The organism is Massilia sp. PAMC28688 (assembly GCF_019443445.1).
GTDB lineage: Bacteria > Pseudomonadota > Gammaproteobacteria > Burkholderiales > Burkholderiaceae_D > Telluria_A.
The window spans coordinates 1,189,079-1,206,422 of the sequence record NZ_CP080378.1; the positions used below are offsets into that span (position 1 = coordinate 1,189,079).

General features: G+C 60.0%; 17 protein-coding genes and 1 pseudogene. 11 read left to right on the forward strand and 7 right to left on the reverse strand.

All coding sequences use genetic code 11. The features are described 5' to 3' along the window. Nucleotides 1-151: 151 nt before the first annotated feature. A complete protein-coding gene (locus KY495_RS05255; RefSeq protein WP_219882682.1) occupies nucleotides 152-1,393 on the reverse strand; it encodes a murein transglycosylase A in 1,242 nt (413 codons plus the stop codon). Nucleotides 1,394-1,415: 22 nt separating this feature from the next. On the opposite strand from KY495_RS05255, the gene KY495_RS05260 reads away from it, so the two are divergent. Continuing rightward, the gene (locus tag KY495_RS05260) at nucleotides 1,416-1,568 is read left to right on the forward strand and encodes a hypothetical protein (RefSeq protein ID WP_219884419.1); all 153 of its coding nucleotides are present in this window, start codon (nucleotides 1,416-1,418) and stop codon (nucleotides 1,566-1,568) included. A 9-nt stretch (nucleotides 1,569-1,577) separates the two neighbouring features. Here the strand turns inward: KY495_RS05260 and apaG are convergent, their stop codons facing one another. Further along, nucleotides 1,578-1,952 (reverse strand): Co2+/Mg2+ efflux protein ApaG, encoded by a 375-nt coding sequence (apaG, locus tag KY495_RS05265; protein ID WP_219882683.1) that lies wholly within the window; start codon nucleotides 1,950-1,952, stop codon nucleotides 1,578-1,580. Nucleotides 1,953-2,087: 135 nt separating this feature from the next. On the opposite strand from apaG, the gene rpe reads away from it, so the two are divergent. From rpe to KY495_RS05285, 4 genes are all read left to right on the forward strand, one after another. Beyond that, nucleotides 2,088-2,759 carry a ribulose-phosphate 3-epimerase gene (rpe, locus tag KY495_RS05270; RefSeq protein ID WP_219882684.1) on the forward strand — a complete coding sequence of 224 codons (672 nt, stop codon included), beginning with the start codon at nucleotides 2,088-2,090 and terminating at the stop codon, nucleotides 2,757-2,759. Between the two features lie 303 nt (nucleotides 2,760-3,062). Beyond that, nucleotides 3,063-3,353, forward strand: a complete 291-nt coding sequence (locus KY495_RS05275) for a hypothetical protein (RefSeq protein ID WP_219882685.1) — start codon at nucleotides 3,063-3,065, stop codon at nucleotides 3,351-3,353. Nucleotides 3,354-3,365: 12 nt separating this feature from the next. Continuing rightward, entirely contained in the window at nucleotides 3,366-4,253 is an 888-nt protein-coding gene (locus tag KY495_RS05280; RefSeq protein ID WP_219882686.1) for a DUF692 family multinuclear iron-containing protein, read from the forward strand. Next, complete coding sequence (locus KY495_RS05285) at nucleotides 4,250-4,858, forward strand: hypothetical protein (RefSeq protein ID WP_219882687.1); 609 nt, start codon at nucleotides 4,250-4,252, stop codon at nucleotides 4,856-4,858. The genes KY495_RS05280 and KY495_RS05285 overlap by 4 nt, the downstream gene beginning before the upstream one ends. Here the strand turns inward: KY495_RS05285 and KY495_RS05290 are convergent. Then, nucleotides 4,821-5,996, reverse strand: a complete 1,176-nt coding sequence (locus KY495_RS05290; protein ID WP_219882688.1) for a hypothetical protein — start codon at nucleotides 5,994-5,996, stop codon at nucleotides 4,821-4,823. The genes KY495_RS05285 and KY495_RS05290 overlap by 38 nt on opposite strands. Nucleotides 5,997-6,206: 210 nt before the next feature. On the opposite strand from KY495_RS05290, the gene KY495_RS05295 reads away from it, so the two are divergent. Both KY495_RS05295 and KY495_RS05300 read left to right on the forward strand, forming a co-directional pair. Next, nucleotides 6,207-6,608 (forward strand): VOC family protein, encoded by a 402-nt coding sequence (locus tag KY495_RS05295; protein ID WP_219882689.1) that lies wholly within the window; start codon nucleotides 6,207-6,209, stop codon nucleotides 6,606-6,608. Between the two features lie 179 nt (nucleotides 6,609-6,787). After that, nucleotides 6,788-8,074, forward strand: a complete 1,287-nt coding sequence (locus tag KY495_RS05300) for an MFS transporter (RefSeq protein ID WP_219882690.1) — start codon at nucleotides 6,788-6,790, stop codon at nucleotides 8,072-8,074. Nucleotides 8,075-8,138: 64 nt separating this feature from the next. Here KY495_RS05300 and KY495_RS05305 read toward each other — a convergent pair whose 3' ends face one another. Next, nucleotides 8,139-8,555, reverse strand: a complete 417-nt coding sequence (locus tag KY495_RS05305; RefSeq protein WP_219882691.1) for a hypothetical protein — start codon at nucleotides 8,553-8,555, stop codon at nucleotides 8,139-8,141. A gap of 292 nt (nucleotides 8,556-8,847) precedes the next feature. On the opposite strand from KY495_RS05305, the gene KY495_RS05310 reads away from it, so the two are divergent. Next, the gene (locus KY495_RS05310) at nucleotides 8,848-9,234 is read left to right on the forward strand and encodes a hypothetical protein (protein ID WP_219882692.1); all 387 of its coding nucleotides are present in this window, start codon (nucleotides 8,848-8,850) and stop codon (nucleotides 9,232-9,234) included. Between the two features lie 15 nt (nucleotides 9,235-9,249). Here KY495_RS05310 and KY495_RS05315 read toward each other — a convergent pair. Continuing rightward, nucleotides 9,250-10,400 (reverse strand): IS3 family transposase gene (locus tag KY495_RS05315; protein WP_219882693.1). Its coding sequence is split into 2 segments (ribosomal slippage): nucleotides 9,250-10,160 and nucleotides 10,160-10,400, totalling 1,152 coding nucleotides; the frame shifts between segments, so codons are not numbered across the junction. 275 nt (nucleotides 10,401-10,675) lie between these two features. On the opposite strand from KY495_RS05315, the gene KY495_RS05320 reads away from it, so the two are divergent. Then, a complete protein-coding gene (locus KY495_RS05320) occupies nucleotides 10,676-11,107 on the forward strand; it encodes a DUF1493 family protein (RefSeq protein ID WP_219882694.1) in 432 nt (143 codons plus the stop codon). A 257-nt stretch (nucleotides 11,108-11,364) separates the two neighbouring features. On the opposite strand, the gene KY495_RS05325 is transcribed toward KY495_RS05320, so the two are convergent. After that, a protein-coding gene (locus KY495_RS05325) for an IS3 family transposase (RefSeq protein ID WP_219882695.1) occupies nucleotides 11,365-12,452 on the reverse strand; the annotation gives its coding sequence in 2 pieces (ribosomal slippage) (nucleotides 11,365-12,200 and nucleotides 12,200-12,452; 1,089 coding nt in all). Between the two features lie 663 nt (nucleotides 12,453-13,115). Then, a pseudogene (locus KY495_RS05330) lies at nucleotides 13,116-14,543 on the reverse strand (IS1182 family transposase); the annotation flags it as partial. A 399-nt stretch (nucleotides 14,544-14,942) separates the two neighbouring features. On the opposite strand from KY495_RS05330, the gene KY495_RS05335 reads away from it, so the two are divergent. Together KY495_RS05335 and trpE are read left to right on the forward strand one after the other, a co-directional pair. Further along, nucleotides 14,943-15,656 carry a phosphoglycolate phosphatase gene (locus KY495_RS05335; protein WP_219882696.1) on the forward strand — a complete coding sequence of 238 codons (714 nt, stop codon included), beginning with the start codon at nucleotides 14,943-14,945 and terminating at the stop codon, nucleotides 15,654-15,656. A gap of 190 nt (nucleotides 15,657-15,846) precedes the next feature. Next, nucleotides 15,847-17,343, forward strand: a complete 1,497-nt coding sequence (gene trpE / locus KY495_RS05340; protein WP_219882697.1) for an anthranilate synthase component I — start codon at nucleotides 15,847-15,849, stop codon at nucleotides 17,341-17,343. Nucleotide 17,344 lies beyond the last annotated feature (1 nt).

Below are 17,344 nucleotides of genomic sequence, written 5' to 3' on the forward strand. Positions count from 1 at the left end.
CGATCGCCGAGCAGCTGAGGGCGCAATTGCCGCGCGACCTGCAGCACATTACGCAAGACAAGCACCTCAACGTGTTCCATGGCAAACGGCCTTGCCGCATCGGCGCCCTCACGGGCGAAGGCGCCACTCGGCTGCCGCGTAAGCGAATACGCTACTGGGGTGACTGCCTCGGCACCAGCACCCACAGCCGGCCCGGCTGCTTCATGCGGCCGGCGTTGTCCATCGCTTCGTTGCCAAAGCCAAAGAAAAAGTCGGCCCGCACCGCACCGCGAATTGCACCCCCGGTGTCCTGCCCCATCACCAGCCGGCGCAGCGGCACCTCGCTCGCCGCTTCGGTAGTGGCCAGGTACACTGGCGCTCCGAGCGGCAGCAAGAGCGGATCAATGGCAATCGAGCGTCCTGGCGTGAGCGGCACGCCCAGCGCCCCTTTCGGGCCCACGCTTGGGTCGGGCAAGCGTTCTTCGCGGAAGAACACAAAGCTCGGGTTAGCATTGAACAATTCCTGGCGCCGCGAAGGGTTTTCTGCGATCCACGCTTTGATGCCCTGGGCCGTAGCCTGTTCCGCTGTCAATTCACCCTGTTCGACCAGCCAGCGCCCGATCCCCTTGTAGGGATGGCCGTTCTGATCGGCATACGACACCCGGACAGTTTCACCCGTGTCGGCCAGCTGGACCCGGCCCGAACCCTGCACTTCCAGGAAGAACGCTTCGACCGGGTCATCCACATACAGCAATTCCTTGCCGCGAATCGCCGCCTCGCCCATTTCTGCGCGCGTGCTGTACGGCACGATTTTCTTGCCAACCAGGCGCCCGCGCAGTCGCTTGCCTTTCAGGTCCGGATAGACACTGGCAAGGTCGACGGTCAGCAGATCGTCAGGTACGCCGTACAGTGCCGTCTGATAGGCGCCGCCGCGCTTGCGCGCACCGCGCAGGGCCGCCTCGTAGTAGCCGGTGACCAGGCCGGTGTCGGCACCATCGGCCGCGCGCACCTGGTTGGGCACAAACCATGATTCGAAATAACGCCGGATACCTGCGCCGTCGGCAGCGCCTACCGAGCGCGCCGCCGCACAAGCATTCTTCCAATCATCCTTCCTGGCCAGCACGCTGCACGAGGCAAGAAAGGCCGGCCAGGCCTGGCGCACATCATCATCCTGCCAGCCCGGCAGGGCCGCGAAGGTCGATGGCGTCAGTACCGGCGCGGCTGGCGTTGGCGGCACCGGGGTCGCCGGTACCTCCCCGGGCGGCAGCGGCGTGGCAATGACCGGTGGCGGCATCGTGACGGGCGGGCGCGCAGGCGGCGCTGGCACGGGACGCGGCTCGGGCGTGGTACACGCCGCCAGGGCCAGCGCGACGACTCCGACTGAAACGGGTAAACTGCGGCGTGTAGAGACCATAAGGATTGATATGTGGATATTGATGTTGGAAGCAGGCGTTGCGTTTTTCCTGCTCGTGTTTATCGTGTGGTGGACCATGTACGCGGACAAACCGAAAGACCACCACTCCAAAGCCCTGCCGCCGGCCGATAAGGCCGAGCCGCCCGAACTGCCGCCACCGTCGGGCAACGGCTGATACAAGCAGTCAATGCAGGGTGCGTGGCAGCGAGAGCACGAATTCGGGAATCTTTGCCTCGAAACGGTGTCCATCTTCCGCCACGCAAAAATATTCGCCGGTCATGGAACCTTGCGGCGTGGGCATTTGCGTACCGCTCGTGTACTCGAACTGTTCACCTGGCCTGAGCAATGGCTGGTGACCCACCACGCCCAGGCCCCTGACCTCTTGCACGTGATTGTTGGCGTCCGTAATCACCCAGTGCCGGGAAATCAGCTGCGCCGGGACAGTGCCGGTATTCTTGATGGTAATCGTATAGGAAAATACATAATTGGACTTGCCGGGGTCGGACTGTTCGGCCAGGTACTGGGTCCGAACGGCGACATCGAAATCATAAGCTGCCATCTTGTTCCTCTGTAAAAGCCTGCGCTAACTATCTGTCATCGCATGATACCTTGCAGCGCAAAAACAGGTACACCCCAATGGTGGCCGGTGCCAGGGCGTAAAATAGCGCATCTTCATTCACTGCACGACTCTGCCATGACCACATTCCGTATTGCTCCCAGCATCCTGTCCGCCGACTTTGCCCGCCTGGGAGAAGAAGTGCGCAACGTCGTTGCCGCCGGCGCCGACATCATCCACTTTGACGTCATGGACAACCACTACGTGCCGAACCTGACCATCGGCCCGCTGGTGTGCGAAGCCATCCGGCCGCACGTACAGGTGCCGATCGACGTCCACCTCATGGTCAAGCCGGTCGACCGCATCATTCCCGACTTTGCCAAGGCGGGCGCCAACATCATCACCTTCCACCCGGAAGCGTCGGAACACATCGACCGCTCGCTGCAGCTGATCCGCGACCATGGCTGCAAGGCCGGCCTCGTCTTCAATCCCGGCACCCCCATGCACTACCTCGACCACGTGATGGACAAGATCGACATGATTCTTATCATGTCGGTCAATCCCGGCTTTGGCGGCCAGTCCTTCATCCCCGAAGCCTTGAAGAAAATCGCGATGGCCCGCCGCATGATTGACGAATCCGGCCGCGACATCATGCTGGAAGTCGACGGCGGCATCAAGATCGAGAACATTGCCGCGGCGGCGGCGGCCGGTGCCGACACCTTCGTGGCAGGCTCCGCCATTTTCGGCAAGCCCGACTACAAGGCCGTCATCGACGCCATGCGCGCCCAGCTGGCGCAGAGCGGCAAGTAATCCCTGCCGGCCCGTGTTTGGCGGGCCCTACAGCGGCGGCACGCACCGCCGCCGCTGCCATTTCCCCTTCCTCTTACTGTCGAGTTGCTATTTCGCGAATGTGACAATGCGTGACAGTCTGACGGTATTTACATTGCATACTGATTCCACGCCCAACACACATCCCGCCACTGCCTGCACAGCCAGCGCCGTGTGAAGGACGCCGCAGTAGGGACGATTTTTCTTTCCGGTTCGAGAAAAACCTGTCCTCCTCAGTTGACCGGGAAGACCCCGCACCGCCGGGGTCGCAAGAAAGGGAATGTCATGGATACAGTTCAAAACGACAGCGCTCACAAAGAGCTCGCCCAACGCCCAAAAATGGGCAACAACCACGTGCGCATTGTGGTGCAGGAAGGCCGGGTAACGCTGGAAGACCTGCACAAGGCGCTTGACGTCGCCGTCAAGCAAATGGTGCCGAAGGGAGGCTGCAACTGCGGGCTCACTGGCTTCGACATCAGCTTCCTGCGCGGCGACCCGGTCTTCAGCAAGGCGCTGACGCAGATCCCCAATATCCAGGGCGCGCTGATCGAGCATGTCGCCGGCGTACGTCACTAGCCGGTGGGCGCCGTGACTGCCGCCTCGCCGACGTCACGCGCCAGTTCACGCCCGGGCATTGCCCTGGGCGTGAGCTACGAAGGCCGCGACCCGCACCTGCTGGAGCTGATGCTGCCCCATGTGGACTACATTGAAGTGACGCCGGAGACCATGGCCGAGGTCAGGGGCGACGACATCGTGCTCAGCCCGGAAATCCTGGCCGAACTGAAGAACATCGACAAGGAGGTGCGCATCATCGTGCATGGCGTGAGCCTGTCGATTGGTTCGCACGATGGCTGGTCGCCGGCCTACCTGCGCCTGCTGGACGAACTGATGGAGCACGTCACGGTACAGTGGCACAGCGAGCACCTGGGCTACACCCGCGTCGACGGCGAGCACCTGGGCATCATGCTGGCCATGCCTAAGACCGAGCAGGCACTGGACCTGGTGACCGAGCGTATCGGCGAGCTGCAGCGGCACTACGGCATTCCATTTTTGATGGAAAACATCGTGCGCGTGGTGCCCGACTGCCAAGGCGACTATTCCGACGCGGGCTTTCTGAACGCGATCACTGCGCGCACCGGGTGCGGACTGATCCTCGACATCCATAACCTCGAGTGCGACGAACACAATCACGGCCTCGACATCGCCACCTTCCTGGACGAGCTGCATGGCGAACATGTGCGTGAACTGCACGTGGCCTGTGGCGTTGTCCACAATGGCTTCATGCTCGACGTCCATTCCCGCCTCACGCGGCCCCGCACCGCCGCGCTGGCGCAGGACGCCATCCGCGAGGTGGCCACCAGCGCCCAGGTTGTGGTGTACGAATTCATGCCGGAAGCCGTCCCCGGGCTTGGCCATGCGGCAATCGGACACGAACTGTCCCAGCTGCGCCAGCGCTTTTCAGGAGCCACACCATGAACCACCTGGCGAACCACCAGCGCATTCTGCTCGGCCTGATCCGCGATACGTACACGCCCCGCCCGCACGACGACGCCTATTTCCATCACGTGGCCGCCAGTGCAGACTTGCAGGAAGCGCGCGGCAATATCTTTCTGTGGCGCGTCTACGTGCTGGAACGCACCTGCGTGCTGACCGTGGAATTGTTGCGCCAGCGCGGCGAGCTCGACACGACCTTGCGATCATTCATGCGCACCTGCAACCTCTCGCCCTTTCGCGAGTACCAGCCGCTCGCGTTCCTGGAGGCGCTGGCCGATCACGGCGATGCCCTGCTGGTCTCCGTGTCGCAGTTTGAACTGGCCTTGCTCAAGGTGCGCGCGGGCGCCCCGGGAACTTACCGGGTGGCGTGGACGGTGGACCCGCACGGCGTGCTGCACTGCCTGGCTCAGCGCCTGCCGTTCTTGGCCTGCATCGATGGCTGCCGCTACGTGACGACGGTGGCGGGCGCGCTGCCGCACGGCTTTACGGTGGAGCTGGTCGAGGCACCTGGCGACGACACGATGCATGGGCCCGGAGCGGGCAGCGGTGTCAGCGCACCAGCTGAAACGATTGAAGAATCGTATTGAGGTGCGGCGGCCGGGCGGTTCCTGCCGGAATCGTCACCATCACCATGCACAATTTGTCGCCATTGAAAGCGAAGCGGGCAAACCGCTCGGTACCGTCGGGCAGGCGCGCATGCACTTCGCGGCCGCGGGCACCCCGCAGCGCTATCGCATTGGCCGCAACCAATGTGCCGTCGGCACCCACCACGAGCTGCTCACGATAGGCAAGTTCATCGGCCGTGTTGGCGGGCATGCGCTCGCCGAAGCGGATCACCGACATTTCGTACAGTCCCTGGGGACCGTCATAGCGGTAGTAATTTGCGGCCAGGCCTTCCATCTGCGCCACCTGGTCGGGCGACAGTTCCACTTCCTCCGCCATCCCCGGCAGGTGAACGCTGAAGCTGTGATCGGGCGGCGCGAAGGCATGCAGCACCGCCGCCGTGACGGCCGGACCGGCAGCCTGCGCGACACTGTGCCGCACCGGCACTGCCGCTTCCACGGGCGCTGCAGGTGGCGGGGCCGGGGCCGGTTCCCCGCCCAGCACCCACAGCATGCCAATGCCGGTCACGGACAGGACCACTGGCACAAAATAACGGGCATCGCGCACGTCTTCACACCACAGCCGCAGGCGGGTGGCCAGCTTTGGCACCGGCAAGGGCGCCGCCGGCGTGGCATCGCGCACGCGCAGTACCGGAAACGGACCGCCGGGCGAGGCTGCCTCGAGCATCTGGCGAATCACGACGCGGGCCTTGGTCTCTTCGATACCGCTACGCAGCCAGGCGCCGCGCTTCTTGGAAATATTAAACACGCTGTCGCGCAAGACCACGCGCATGGCGCTCTGGCCGTCCAGGCGCAGCAGCAATTCCAGGCCCGACAAGGCGACCAGGCCATCGCCCTGCTCCAGGTCCAGCCGTTCGCGCACCTCGGAAATAATCAGGACCGGGCGACGGCTATCCATGTCGCGCTCGAAATGAAGCAGGTAATGCTTGGGATTGTCGTCCGGCGAGCGCAGAATGGGCACATAGAACTTGCGCTTCAGAAACGCCGTCCAGGCCGGCTTCATCGATCCCTCGGCCTGGGCTGCCAGCGCCACGTCACCCCATTCCAGCGTACCGCTAGCGGGGCCGGAGGAAGGCTTGACCTGTTCGAGGAATGCGCTCATGGATTGCCGAAAAGAATTAACTAGCGTTCGAACCCACAAGCTTACGTGAAAGCGCAGCGCGAGTCTACTTTCCGTCGAGCAAACATTGAACGAGAGCCGCGCCACTGCGCACATATTATTTTTGCCCCGTTGTCGAATTGCGCTTGCATCGTCCGTCGCGCTGGTAGCAGGATGACTGCTGCCCTTCCCCATTACTCCCAGGAGCCCCTCATGCACAAGCAAGTCTTCATCAATCTGCCCGTCAAGGACCTTGAGAAATCAAAGGCGTTTTTCGCCGCCCTTGGCTACACCTTCAATCCGCAGTTCACCGACCAGAATGCCGCGTGCATGATCATTGCCGAGAACAGCATCTACGCCATGCTGCTGGTCGAAGAATTCTTCAAGACCTTCACGGACAAGCCCATCGTGAACGCCCACGAAGGCACCGAAGTGCTCAACTGCCTGTCCTGCGACAGCAAGGAAGAGGTCGATGAACTGGTGGCCAAGGCGGTGGCAGCGGGCGGCAAGGCACCGCGCAAGGCCCAGGACCATGGCTTCATGTATGCCCACGGCTTCGAAGACCTTGACGGCCATATCTGGGAACTGGCCTACATGCGGGGCATGCCTGAGTAAAGGGCTTCCGGCCAGCGCGGCCTGGACAGGGCCGTGCGTGGCAGCATGGCGCCCGGGCGGCCGCAGTGCAATTTTCTTTCCGCCGGTTACGCGCTGAACTATACTCGCCATCATTTCCCTGTTGATGGCCGATAAACCGTCCCGGCACCAAGTCGGGACCACCGTGCACCCGCAATTTCATGACCACCCTTTCCCCTTTCGCAGCGCCCTCCCCGCACATCCGCCGCAGCCAGCAAGTGGCGCTGGTATTGTTGGTTGTCACCGGCGTCATCAATTATCTGGACCGCGCCACGCTGGCCGTTGCCAACGAATTCATTCGCGCCGACCTTGGCCTGTCGCTAGGCCAGATGGGCGTGCTGCTGTCGGCCTTCTCCTGGAGCTACGCGCTGTGCCAGCTGCCGGTAGGGGCGCTGGTGGACAAGATCGGGCCGCGCTGGCTGCTTGGCATCGGTCTGGTGGTGTGGTCGCTGGCGCAGGCAGCAGGAGGACTGGCCGCCACCTTCGGCTGGTTCGTGGTCGCGCGCATCATTCTTGGCATTGGCGAAGCGCCGCAGTTCCCGGCCGCGGCCCGCGTGGTGAGTAACTGGTTTCCCGTCCGCGCACGGGGTACACCGACCGGCATTTACAATTCGGCATCGCCCCTGGGTGTGGCGCTGGCCCCATTATTGCTCTCGCCACTGATCGCCGCTACCAGCTGGCACTGGGCGTTTTATGTCACGGGTGGCATGGGACTGGTCGCTGCCTTGATCTGGGTGTCGCTCTACCGCGACCCCGACCACACCAAGATGACGGCGGCAGAACGCGCTTATCTGGAAGCGCATGACGGCGCTGACGCTGCGCCGAAAACCAGTTTCGCGTCCTGGCGCGCCCTGTTCCGCCATCGCGCAACCTGGGGCATGATGCTCGGCTTTTTTGGTTCCGTGTACCTGAACTGGGTGTACCTGACCTGGCTGCCGGGTTACCTGCGCACCGAGCGCCACATGGACCTGGCACAATCGGGCATCGCCGCCTCGATTCCGTTTTTCTGCGGCTTTGCCGGCGCCTTGATTGCCGGCTGGGCGTCGGACCGCGTCACCCGCCACGCCGCCGACCCGGTGGCCGCGCGCCGCAATGCGGTGGTGGTCTCCATGCTGGGCATGGTCGCCTTTACCATTCCTGCGGCGCTGGTCGAAAGCAATGTTGCCGCGGTGGCCTGCATTTCCATCGTCATTTTCCTGGCCAACGCCTCATCGGCCTGCGCCTGGTCGCTTGCCACGGTGGTGGCGCCGCGCAGCAGGATTGCCTCGCTCGGGGCGATCCAGAATTTCGGTGGTTTCCTGGGCGGGGCGCTGGCGCCGATCCTCACTGGCTACATCGCCCAGTCATTCTCGTTTGTCCCCGCCCTGCTGACAGGCGCGGCCATCGCGTTTTGCGGCGCCATGTCGTATCACTTCCTGGTGGGCAGGCCGATTCCGGAGCATGATTGATCTGCCCCAGCCACGGGCCTGGCTTCAGAGGGGGACTCTTGCCCCATGAAGCCAGCCCGCTGGTTCAGTAGGCGTAGCGATTGTCAGGCCGGCGATCGCGGCGATTTGGCACGCCGTCACCGTCCATGTCGCGGTCGTAGCGGTTTTCGATGCCGTCGTTGTCCAGGTCGCGGTCATAGCGGTCCCGGACGCCGTCGCGGTCGAGGTCGCGGCGGCCACGGCGGTCATCCATGCCATCGCCATTCCGGTCAATCCAGCGGCGTGGCGCAACATAGCCGCCGCGATGGTAGCGGGCACTTGGCGCGTAAGCGTAGCGTGGCGCGTAGTGGCGCTCGCGCACGTAGCGGTCATGGCTGACATAACGCGCAGGTGCATGATCGCTCACGATCAGCTGGACGCGGGTCTGGGCAGTGGCAGACAGGGGCAGCAAGGCGGCTGCACCCATGGCAGTGGCAATTGCGAGGCTGAGAAGGCGTTTCATGTTGGATCTCCGGTCGAAAGTTCGATGAGTCCAATATAGTGCCGCCGCGCCTGCCATGGTAATGCTGATTCAGTTTTTTACATGTGACACAAAGTTTGCCAACCATTGCGGCAGCCTGACCGCAGTTGACGCGTCTCAAGCGGATGCCGGTGTCATGTTGTTTTAATCGAGCTTTCCTCAACTGCGCAGATCCTTTAAGGCGTCGCGGCTTTTTCGTTGGCAGTTTTGCTTACGCCCGATCTCAAGGACGCCGCGTGTCTCGACAAGGCCGTGAAATCTCTAGGAATATGACATGCAAAATCAAATCGTAGCGCTCCGGCAGTTTGACGGCACAGTCAAGCTCCTGAAATTAAATCTGGCAACTGGCGAGCGCGAGATCAACCCCGCTGAGGACGTGGAAAAAGGCAGGATTGCAAGGGGCATATACGAGGCCGAGGGCGAAGGCGCCGAGCTTGAGACGGTGGCAATGGTGGCCACGCCTGGGGGGCCCCTGCTGATGCTGCAGGACCAGCCCTATCACCCCAGCGTGGAAAACACAAAGATCGTAGTCCAGGACGATGGCCAGCTGTGCCATTTCATGGTGTTCGACCAGGATGAGCCAATTTTTTGCCTGTTCTATGAACCGAAATTTGGCATCGGCTTGCACCCTTATGTTAATGAACGCGAAGACATCGATTGAATCGCCACGAGTTTGCTAGACACTTGCGAGCCGTTGGAAATACTGCTTTTCATATTCGACAGGCGACAAGTCATTGCTGAAGCTGTGTCGGCGCTTTGGATTGTAAAACATCTCGATGTAATCAAACACATCCTGCTTCGCGTCGTCCCGAGTGCCATAGATTTTTCGTCGAATCCGCTCACGTTTCAGTAGCTGGAAGAAGCTTTCAGCGACCGCGTTATCGTGGCAATTCCCACGCCGACTCATGCTTTGAGTGAGGTTATGCTGGTCGAGGAAGTCTCGCCAGTCGTAGCTGCTGAACTGACTTCCCTGATCGGAATGCACCATTACCGTATTCTTCGGCTGCCGTCGCCAGACGGCCATCAGAAGCGCGTTCATAGCCAGCTCCCGGTCAATGCGTGAACTCATCGACCAGCCAATCACCTGTCGCGAGAACAGATCGAGGACGACGGCCAGATAGAGCCAGCCTTCATATGTGCGGATGTACGTGATGTCCGTCACCCAGACGCGATTCGGTTCTTCAACGTTGAACTGGCGCTGCAGGTGATTGGGCGCCACGAGAGATGGCGCACCGCCGCGTTTATATTTGCGCTTGGCGTAGCCGGTTTGTGAACGAATCCCGGCCGATTGCATCAGCCGGTGGACGCGGTTGATGCCGCATTGCTCCCCAATTTCACGCAGATCGTCGCTGACCTTGCGGTAGCCATACACGCTGCCGCTCTCAAGCCAGGACTCTTTGATGGGCACCAGCAGGCGCTTGTCTTCCCTGGCTCGCTTGCTCTCGGGATTTAGGCGCCAAGCATAGAAACCACTCGGATGCACCTCGAGCACCTTACACAGCCGCGGCACGGGGAATTGGTCCTGTAACTCAACAATTAAGGTGTACCTCACCCGGACGTCTTGGCAAAGTACACCGCGGCCTTTTTCAATATGTCACGCTCCTCCGTGACACGCTTGAGTTCGGCCTTCAAGCGACGCATTTCATCACTCTGCGCGTCGACTGCTTTGCGCTCCTCTTCAGGAACGCCGTAGCGTTTCACCCAGGCGTACACGCTGTGGATGCTCACCCCCAGCCGCTCTGCAACTTCGCTGACGGGGTGCCCACGCTGCGCTACTTGCTTTACCGCAGCGATCTTAAATTCTTCCGTATATCGTTTCCCGCTCATATCCACTCCTTTAGCCTAGAATTACGGCTCAGAAGTGTCTACAGAACTCGTGGCGATTCATGGTACATTTGGCGCACATGCCAGCAAACCGCGAACCGGGGCAGCTGGCGGTGGAAAGTCGGGTATGTCGACCTCCGTCGCGAGTCAAATTAACCATGCTATGTCAGATAACGGCTGGTATTCCAAAGAAACGCAGCATAAAGTGACCAAGCAAGCGCGGCGGGTTTCGCGGTTTCTTCCATGGGTAACGAGCGCGTTCGCTGCATATGAGTTATATGATGCTTTCACCTGTAACTAACCCTGTTAATGACGATCCGTTGCCCGAACGGCTGATGGAATACTTAAAATGTTGCGGTACAAGTAGCCGTGTCATCTCGAAATGCACGCTGGAGACGAGGCTATATCACGATCTAGATATTTATGGCGAGATAGCAGAAGATTATCTAGAGGTTCTTTCGGAAAAATTTGGAGTTGATCTTAGTGGTTTTCACTTTGATGATTTTTTCCCCCAAGAATGGCCGCAGGGGAATTCTTGGGCCGAATCTTTGCTGCTTAAGGTGTTTCCTGGAATTGAGCGGCTGTACCGTAAGCCAAAACTCTATGCACCGATAACAATGCGCATGCTCAATACAGCCCTGGAGAAGAAGCGATTATGTGGCTTGCCTCAAGTCGGTGGACCACAATGCAATTTGGATTCACAGCAGTGAGAGTGGGAGCCGCACGGCGGCCGGGGGCGGCAGAGTTAGTCGCAGTAGGCGGCGGGTCAGCGCGAGGCACGGGGTCAGCGAGGCACGGGGTCAGTGCCCACAAACTTACACGAACTGAGCGGTAAGGCAGGAGCGGGCCGTATCTCGTCTGTATGGGATACGGCAATAAGTTGGCGTTGGTCGTAGCTTCTTTGTATCTCGTCCGTAGCCCGTCGTATGGTAATCCCCCCATTAATGATGGGCGCCAAAAGTAGAGGCTATGCGGCGAGGGCCAATTTTTGAATCGGAGTGATGCCGCCAAGGGCCATGTGTGGCCGGTCGTGATTGTAAGTCCATAACCAGCGCGTGGCAAAGTCCTGAATCTCATCAAGGGAATCGAACAAATGATGTGCCAGCCAGTCGTAGCGTACAGTGCGGTTGTAGCGCTCGACGTAAGCGTTTTGCTGCGGCTGTCCAGGCTGGATGAACGCGATCTCGATGTCATGCTTGGCGGCCCACATCTTGGTCGTCTCGCTGATGTATTCGGGACCGTTGTCGCAACGGATAATGCGGGGCTTGCCACGCCATTCGATCAGTTGATTCAGTGACCGTACGATGCGCTCCGATGGCAGCGAGAAATCGACGTCGATGATCAAGCCTTCGCGGTTGAAGTCGTCGATGACGTTGAACAGACGAATGCTGCGCCCATCGGCAAGCTGGTCGTGCATGAAGTCCATCGACCAGGTCTGGTTGATCGCCGTGGGCACCGCCAGAGGCAGGGGCTTCTCACGCACCAGGCGCTGACGCGGTTTGATGCGCAGATTGAGTTCCAACTCACGGTAGATGCGGTAGACGCGCTTGTGGTTCCATTTGAAGCCCTTCACGTTGCGCAGGTACAGGAAGCTTAGGCCGAAGCCCCAGTTGCGCTGGTTGTTCGTCAGGCGAATCAACCAATCGGCAATGGCCTCGTTCTCGGCATTGAGCTTGGCTTGGTAGCGGAAGCAGGTCTGGCTGATGCCAAAGGCTAGGCACGCCGTCGTGATGCTCACCCGCCCAGCGTCAACGAAGCTGCGCGCCATCTCCCGTCGGCGAGATGGCGCTACCACTTTTTTGCGAGGGCCTCGGCCACGATCTCGGCCTTGAGGCGCTCTTCGGCATACATTTTCTTGAGCCGACGGTTCTCTTCTTCGAGCTCCTTCATGCGGGCCATCAGCGAGGCGTCCTTGCCTCCGAACTTGGAGCGCCATTTGTAGAACGTGGCCGCGCTCATGCCGTGTTCACGGCACAGCTCTGGAATGGGCGAGCCACCTTCGGCCTGTTTCAGGATGGCGATGATCTGGCTGTCGGTAAAGCGGGAAGTCTTCATGCAGAACTTTCAAATGCTAAGCTAGAAAATTCTACTTTTAAATGCGATCATTTGCTGGGGGGATTACCTCCGGACTGTACAAGAAACTTTTGTAACGCGCCTCGTAAAAAGACTCCAAGCTTGTGTTTGCCTCAAATAATTCAGACCAGAGTTCATATCGGTCCGCTAAGGCTGCACCGTCCTGCTGATATCCATATTGTTCTGCATGGGCTCGGAAACCATTCTCACGCGCATATTCCTCGGCTTCAGCCTCGGCACGCGTATGCGCCTCTGGCCATGTCTGCGCTTCAAAGCCGACTACTCGCTCTTCGAAGACATTCGTCCAGTCTCGTTTTGTACCAAAGAGCTACACGGTTCGTATTGCGTACCAGCGCATGTGAACGTCTCATGATGATTGGATGACCGGTTCTTGCCGATCTCGGCCTTTGGCACATGATATCAGTTGCCCGGACGGAAGAGTCTCAGACGGTCTCGACAGGCCGCTCTCGCCCCAGGCCGTGTAAAAACAGACGCACTAACTCCTGTACCCACATTTTACCTTTAAGGGTTCACCTGGAGGCCGCCGCAGGCCCTTAAGGCCAGCGGAGTTTTTCCCGGACCTAGCGGGATCATCAGCATCGCAAAGGCCCATACGACGCGTAGCAGAGTCATAAATAGGGCCTGCGCCCTTATTGCTTCGATGATCCTGGTCATGCCCAATAACGCGAGCAATCGTTTGAAGTTATAGGCGAGCACATGCAGGCTCATCTCGGTCCTCACGCGCTCTAACCCCTTGGTCAGGAAGTGCGTTGTCCCCATCCATGACTTAATGGTTCCGAACGGGTGCTCGACTGTGCAGCGACGAATGCGCATGGTCTCGGGCTGCTGCTCAAGACGAACCTGCATGTCATCGAGCACGCCCTGGTGTTCCCAGCGCGTCACGCGTCGCGCCTGGCTCGGCGTGCACTTGTCCTTGAGCGGGCAGCCCTTGCAATTCGAGCTCCAGTAACGGTTGAGCGTCATACCCTTTTCGACGCAGGCAAAGCGCCAGATCAGCGATTGACCCGCCGGGCACCGGTATTCATTCTTCTGCTGATCGTAGATGAAATCAGCCTTGTCGAAGCGGCCCTCCGCCTTGGCGTTGGAGGTCTTGGTCGCAGGGACCAACGGTTCAATACCGGCCTCGCGGCATGCCAGGATTTCTTCGCCTTTGAAGTAGCCGCGGTCGGCGATTGCCGTCAACTTGGCGGTACCAATCGCAGCGCGAGCTTTCTTAGCCATGACAGAGAGTTGATCGCGGTCGTTGCCGATGTTCGTAACTTCGTGTTCAACGATGAGATGATGCTTGGCGTCGACGGCAGTTTGCACGTTGTACCCAACGATGCCGTCACCGCGCGTGATCATTGACCGTGCATCGGGATCGGTCAGCGAGATTTGCGTTTCGCCAGAGGCTTGCAGCTGTGCTTCGACTTTCTTAAGCTCGGCCATCTGTCCCTTCATCGCCGCGATTTTCTCGTTTAAACGCACCGATCGTGCTTGTGCCGTCGCCGGTGCCTGCCGATCGGCGGTGTCCAGTTCTGCCAAGTAGCGGCCAATGTTTGCTTCGATCTCTTCCATCCTACGCTTGAGTTTCCCGTGCGTGAAATTGCGGTCACTGGTGTTGACGCCCTTGAACTTGCTGCCGTCGATAGCCACTACCGCGTCTTGAAACAGATCGAGTCGCTGGCACAGCACGATAAACTGCCGGCAAACACTGCGGATGGCCTTGCCATTGTCTTTCCGGAAGTTCGCGATAGTTTTGAAGTCGGGAGCTAGGCGGCCGGTCAGCCACATAAGTTCCACGTTGCGCTGCGCTTCGCGCTCGAGCCGGCGGCTCGACTGGATGCGGTTGAGGTAGCCATAGATGTAGAGCTTCAGGAGCACAGCGGGGTGATAGGCAGGCCGCCCTGTCTTTGCTGGGAGAACTCGTGCAAAGCCCAGCGCGGCCAGATCAAGTTCTTCAACGAAGATATCGACTACGCGGACAGGGTTGTCCTCGGTTACGTAGTCGTCCAAAAGCTCGGGGAGTAGCGCGCCTTGTCCACGGTCCTCGCCTTCAATAAAACGCTTCATACAGCACCAGTATTGATGAGATACTGGCTCAACGTTTACCGTGGAAAATCCGTTTACATGGGATCACGTTTTTACACAGCCTGCCCCCAAAGCTGACGTTCCCCGGTCGATACGTAGAGCACCCAACGCAGTGCCGCAGCGTGCCATCCAGCATGGGAAGGCGCTTTTTTTGGCCAGCGTTGTCCCAGAACGGGGCGATTGACCGCCCCTACAGCATCTGCAAAGGACCGAAAGTACTTGGCACAAAGAGATATCCTGGAAGGCGACCGAGGTGCAGACGGCGCGATTGCCGGGCAGCTTGTCCATAAATGATGTCAACCGCCGCGGCTGCCAGGGGATTTACGGACTCTAATGTCTGCGCAAGGGGTAGAATCCCCCAAAATTTCTCGACTCTATCCCATGTTTACCAACTCTATTAAGTCCGACTACGGGCCACTGCGAGCCGCCATCATCGACCTTGATGGCACCATGCTCGACACCGTGCCGGACTTTCACATCGCCATCAATCGCATGCGTTCGGAGCACCAGATGTCGCCGATCAGCGCCGATGCCGTCGCCCTGATGGTGGGCAAGGGCTCCGAGCACCTGATTCGCAGTGTTCTGGCGCTTGACCTCGACGCGGCCACAGTCGAGCGGGATTTCGACAGCGCAATGGATGCCTACCAGCGCCACTATCTCGACATCAACGGCCAGCACAGCGCCGTATATTCAGGCGTGATCGAAGGTTTGGACGCCATGAAGGAACAAGGATTGCGCCTGGCCTGCGTGACCAACAAGCCGATCGCCTTCGCCCTGCCCCTGCTCAAGCAAAAAGGGCTGGATCACTATTTCGACGTGGTCTACGGCGGCGATTCCCTGCCGCGCAAGAAGCCCGATCCCATGCCGCTGCTGCAGGTGTGCAGCGATTTCGACCTGCAGCCATCGCAGGTGGTGGCCATTGGCGACTCGTCCAACGACGCCGAAGCAGCGCGCGCGGCAGGCTGCTTTGTATTGACCGTACCGTATGGCTACAACCACGGGCGGGCTATACACGAAACCGATTCCGATGGTATAGTTGACACGTTGCTAGAAGCAGCTACCCTGATTCATTCGCACAATAAACAAGCAGACTGAACCAAAACCACATGTTTTTCATCAAAAAACACAATGTCACCCAAACCGGCTCGATTGAGGCCTGGCTTTGGCGACGCTGGCAATCCTGGGCTAAGTAACCCGTATTGATTGCTGTCGGCTGCCCCTGTGCGCCGGCAGGTTTTTTGAAACCCACTGTCCGCCACTACGCCTGGACAGCCTGGAGAAAAGCATGACCGAACTCGAATTCAAATCGTTGGCCAACGAAGGCTTCAACCGTATTCCATTGATCGCCGAAGCATTCGCCGACCTGGAAACACCCCTCACGCTGTACCTCAAGCTGGCCCAGACCCAGAACGCCGGGCGCAATACCTTCCTGCTCGAATCGGTGGTGGGCGGCGAACGCTTTGGCCGCTATTCCTTCATCGGCCTGCCCGCAACGACCGTGCTGCGCACCTTCGGGCGCCGCACCGAAATCGTCAAGAATGGCAGCGTGATCGAGACCCACGAGGGCAATCCGCTTGACTTCATCGAGTCGTTCCAGGCGCGCTTCAAGGTCGCGCTGCGTCCCGGCCTGCCACGTTTTTGCGGCGGCCTGGCCGGTTACTTCGGCTATGACACGGTGCGCCACATCGAGCGCAAGCTGGCCGATTCCATGCCGAAGGACGACCTGGGCCTGCCTGACATCCAGCTGATGGTGACGGAAGAACTGGCCGTCATCGACAACCTGTCGGGCAAGCTGTACCTGATCGTGTACGCCGACACGGCGCAGCCGGAAGCCTATTCCAAAGCGCGCCAGCGCCTGAAGGACTTGCGCATGATGCTGCGCCGTGGCGTGGACGCGCCGGTGACATCAAGCTCGGTGCGCACCGAGGCCGTGCGCGACTTCAGCAAGGAAGACTATCTCAAGGCGGTGGCGCGGGCACACGAATACGTCATGGCCGGTGACCTGATGCAGGTGCAAATTGGCCAGCGCATCCGCAAGCCCTACGTCGACAATCCGCTCACGCTGTACCGCGCACTGCGTTCGCTGAACCCATCGCCGTACATGTACTACTACAATTTTGGCGACATGCAGATTGTCGGCGCGTCGCCCGAAATCCTGGTGCGCAACGAGACCGGTTCCGACGGCATCAAAAAAGTGACCCTGCGCCCCATCGCCGGCACCCGTCCGCGCGGCGCCACGCCGGAACGCGACGCCGAACTGGCCAGGGAACTGCTGGCCGACCCCAAGGAAATCGCAGAACACGTGATGCTGATCGACCTGGCCCGCAATGACCTGGGACGCATTTCCGACATCGGCAGCGTCAAGGTGACCGAGCGCCTGGTGGTGGAGAAGTATTCGCACGTGCAGCACATTGTCTCGAACGTGGAAGGCAGGTTGAAAGCGAACATGTCCAACCTGGACGTGCTGCGCGCCACCTTCCCAGCCGGAACCCTGACCGGCGCGCCGAAAGTGCGCGCCATGGAAGTGATTGACGAACTGGAGCCGACCAAGCGCGGCATCTACGGCGGCGCCTGCGGCTACCTGTCGTTTGGCGGCGAGATGGATGTGGCCATTGCCATTCGCACCGGCCTGATCAAGGACGGCATGCTGTATGTGCAGGCCGCGGCCGGCATCGTGGCAGACTCGATCCCGGAAATGGAATGGCAGGAAACCGAAAACAAGGCGCGTGCCGTCCTGCGCGCCGCCGAGCAGGTGCAAGACGGCCTGGATGGGGAGCTGTGAC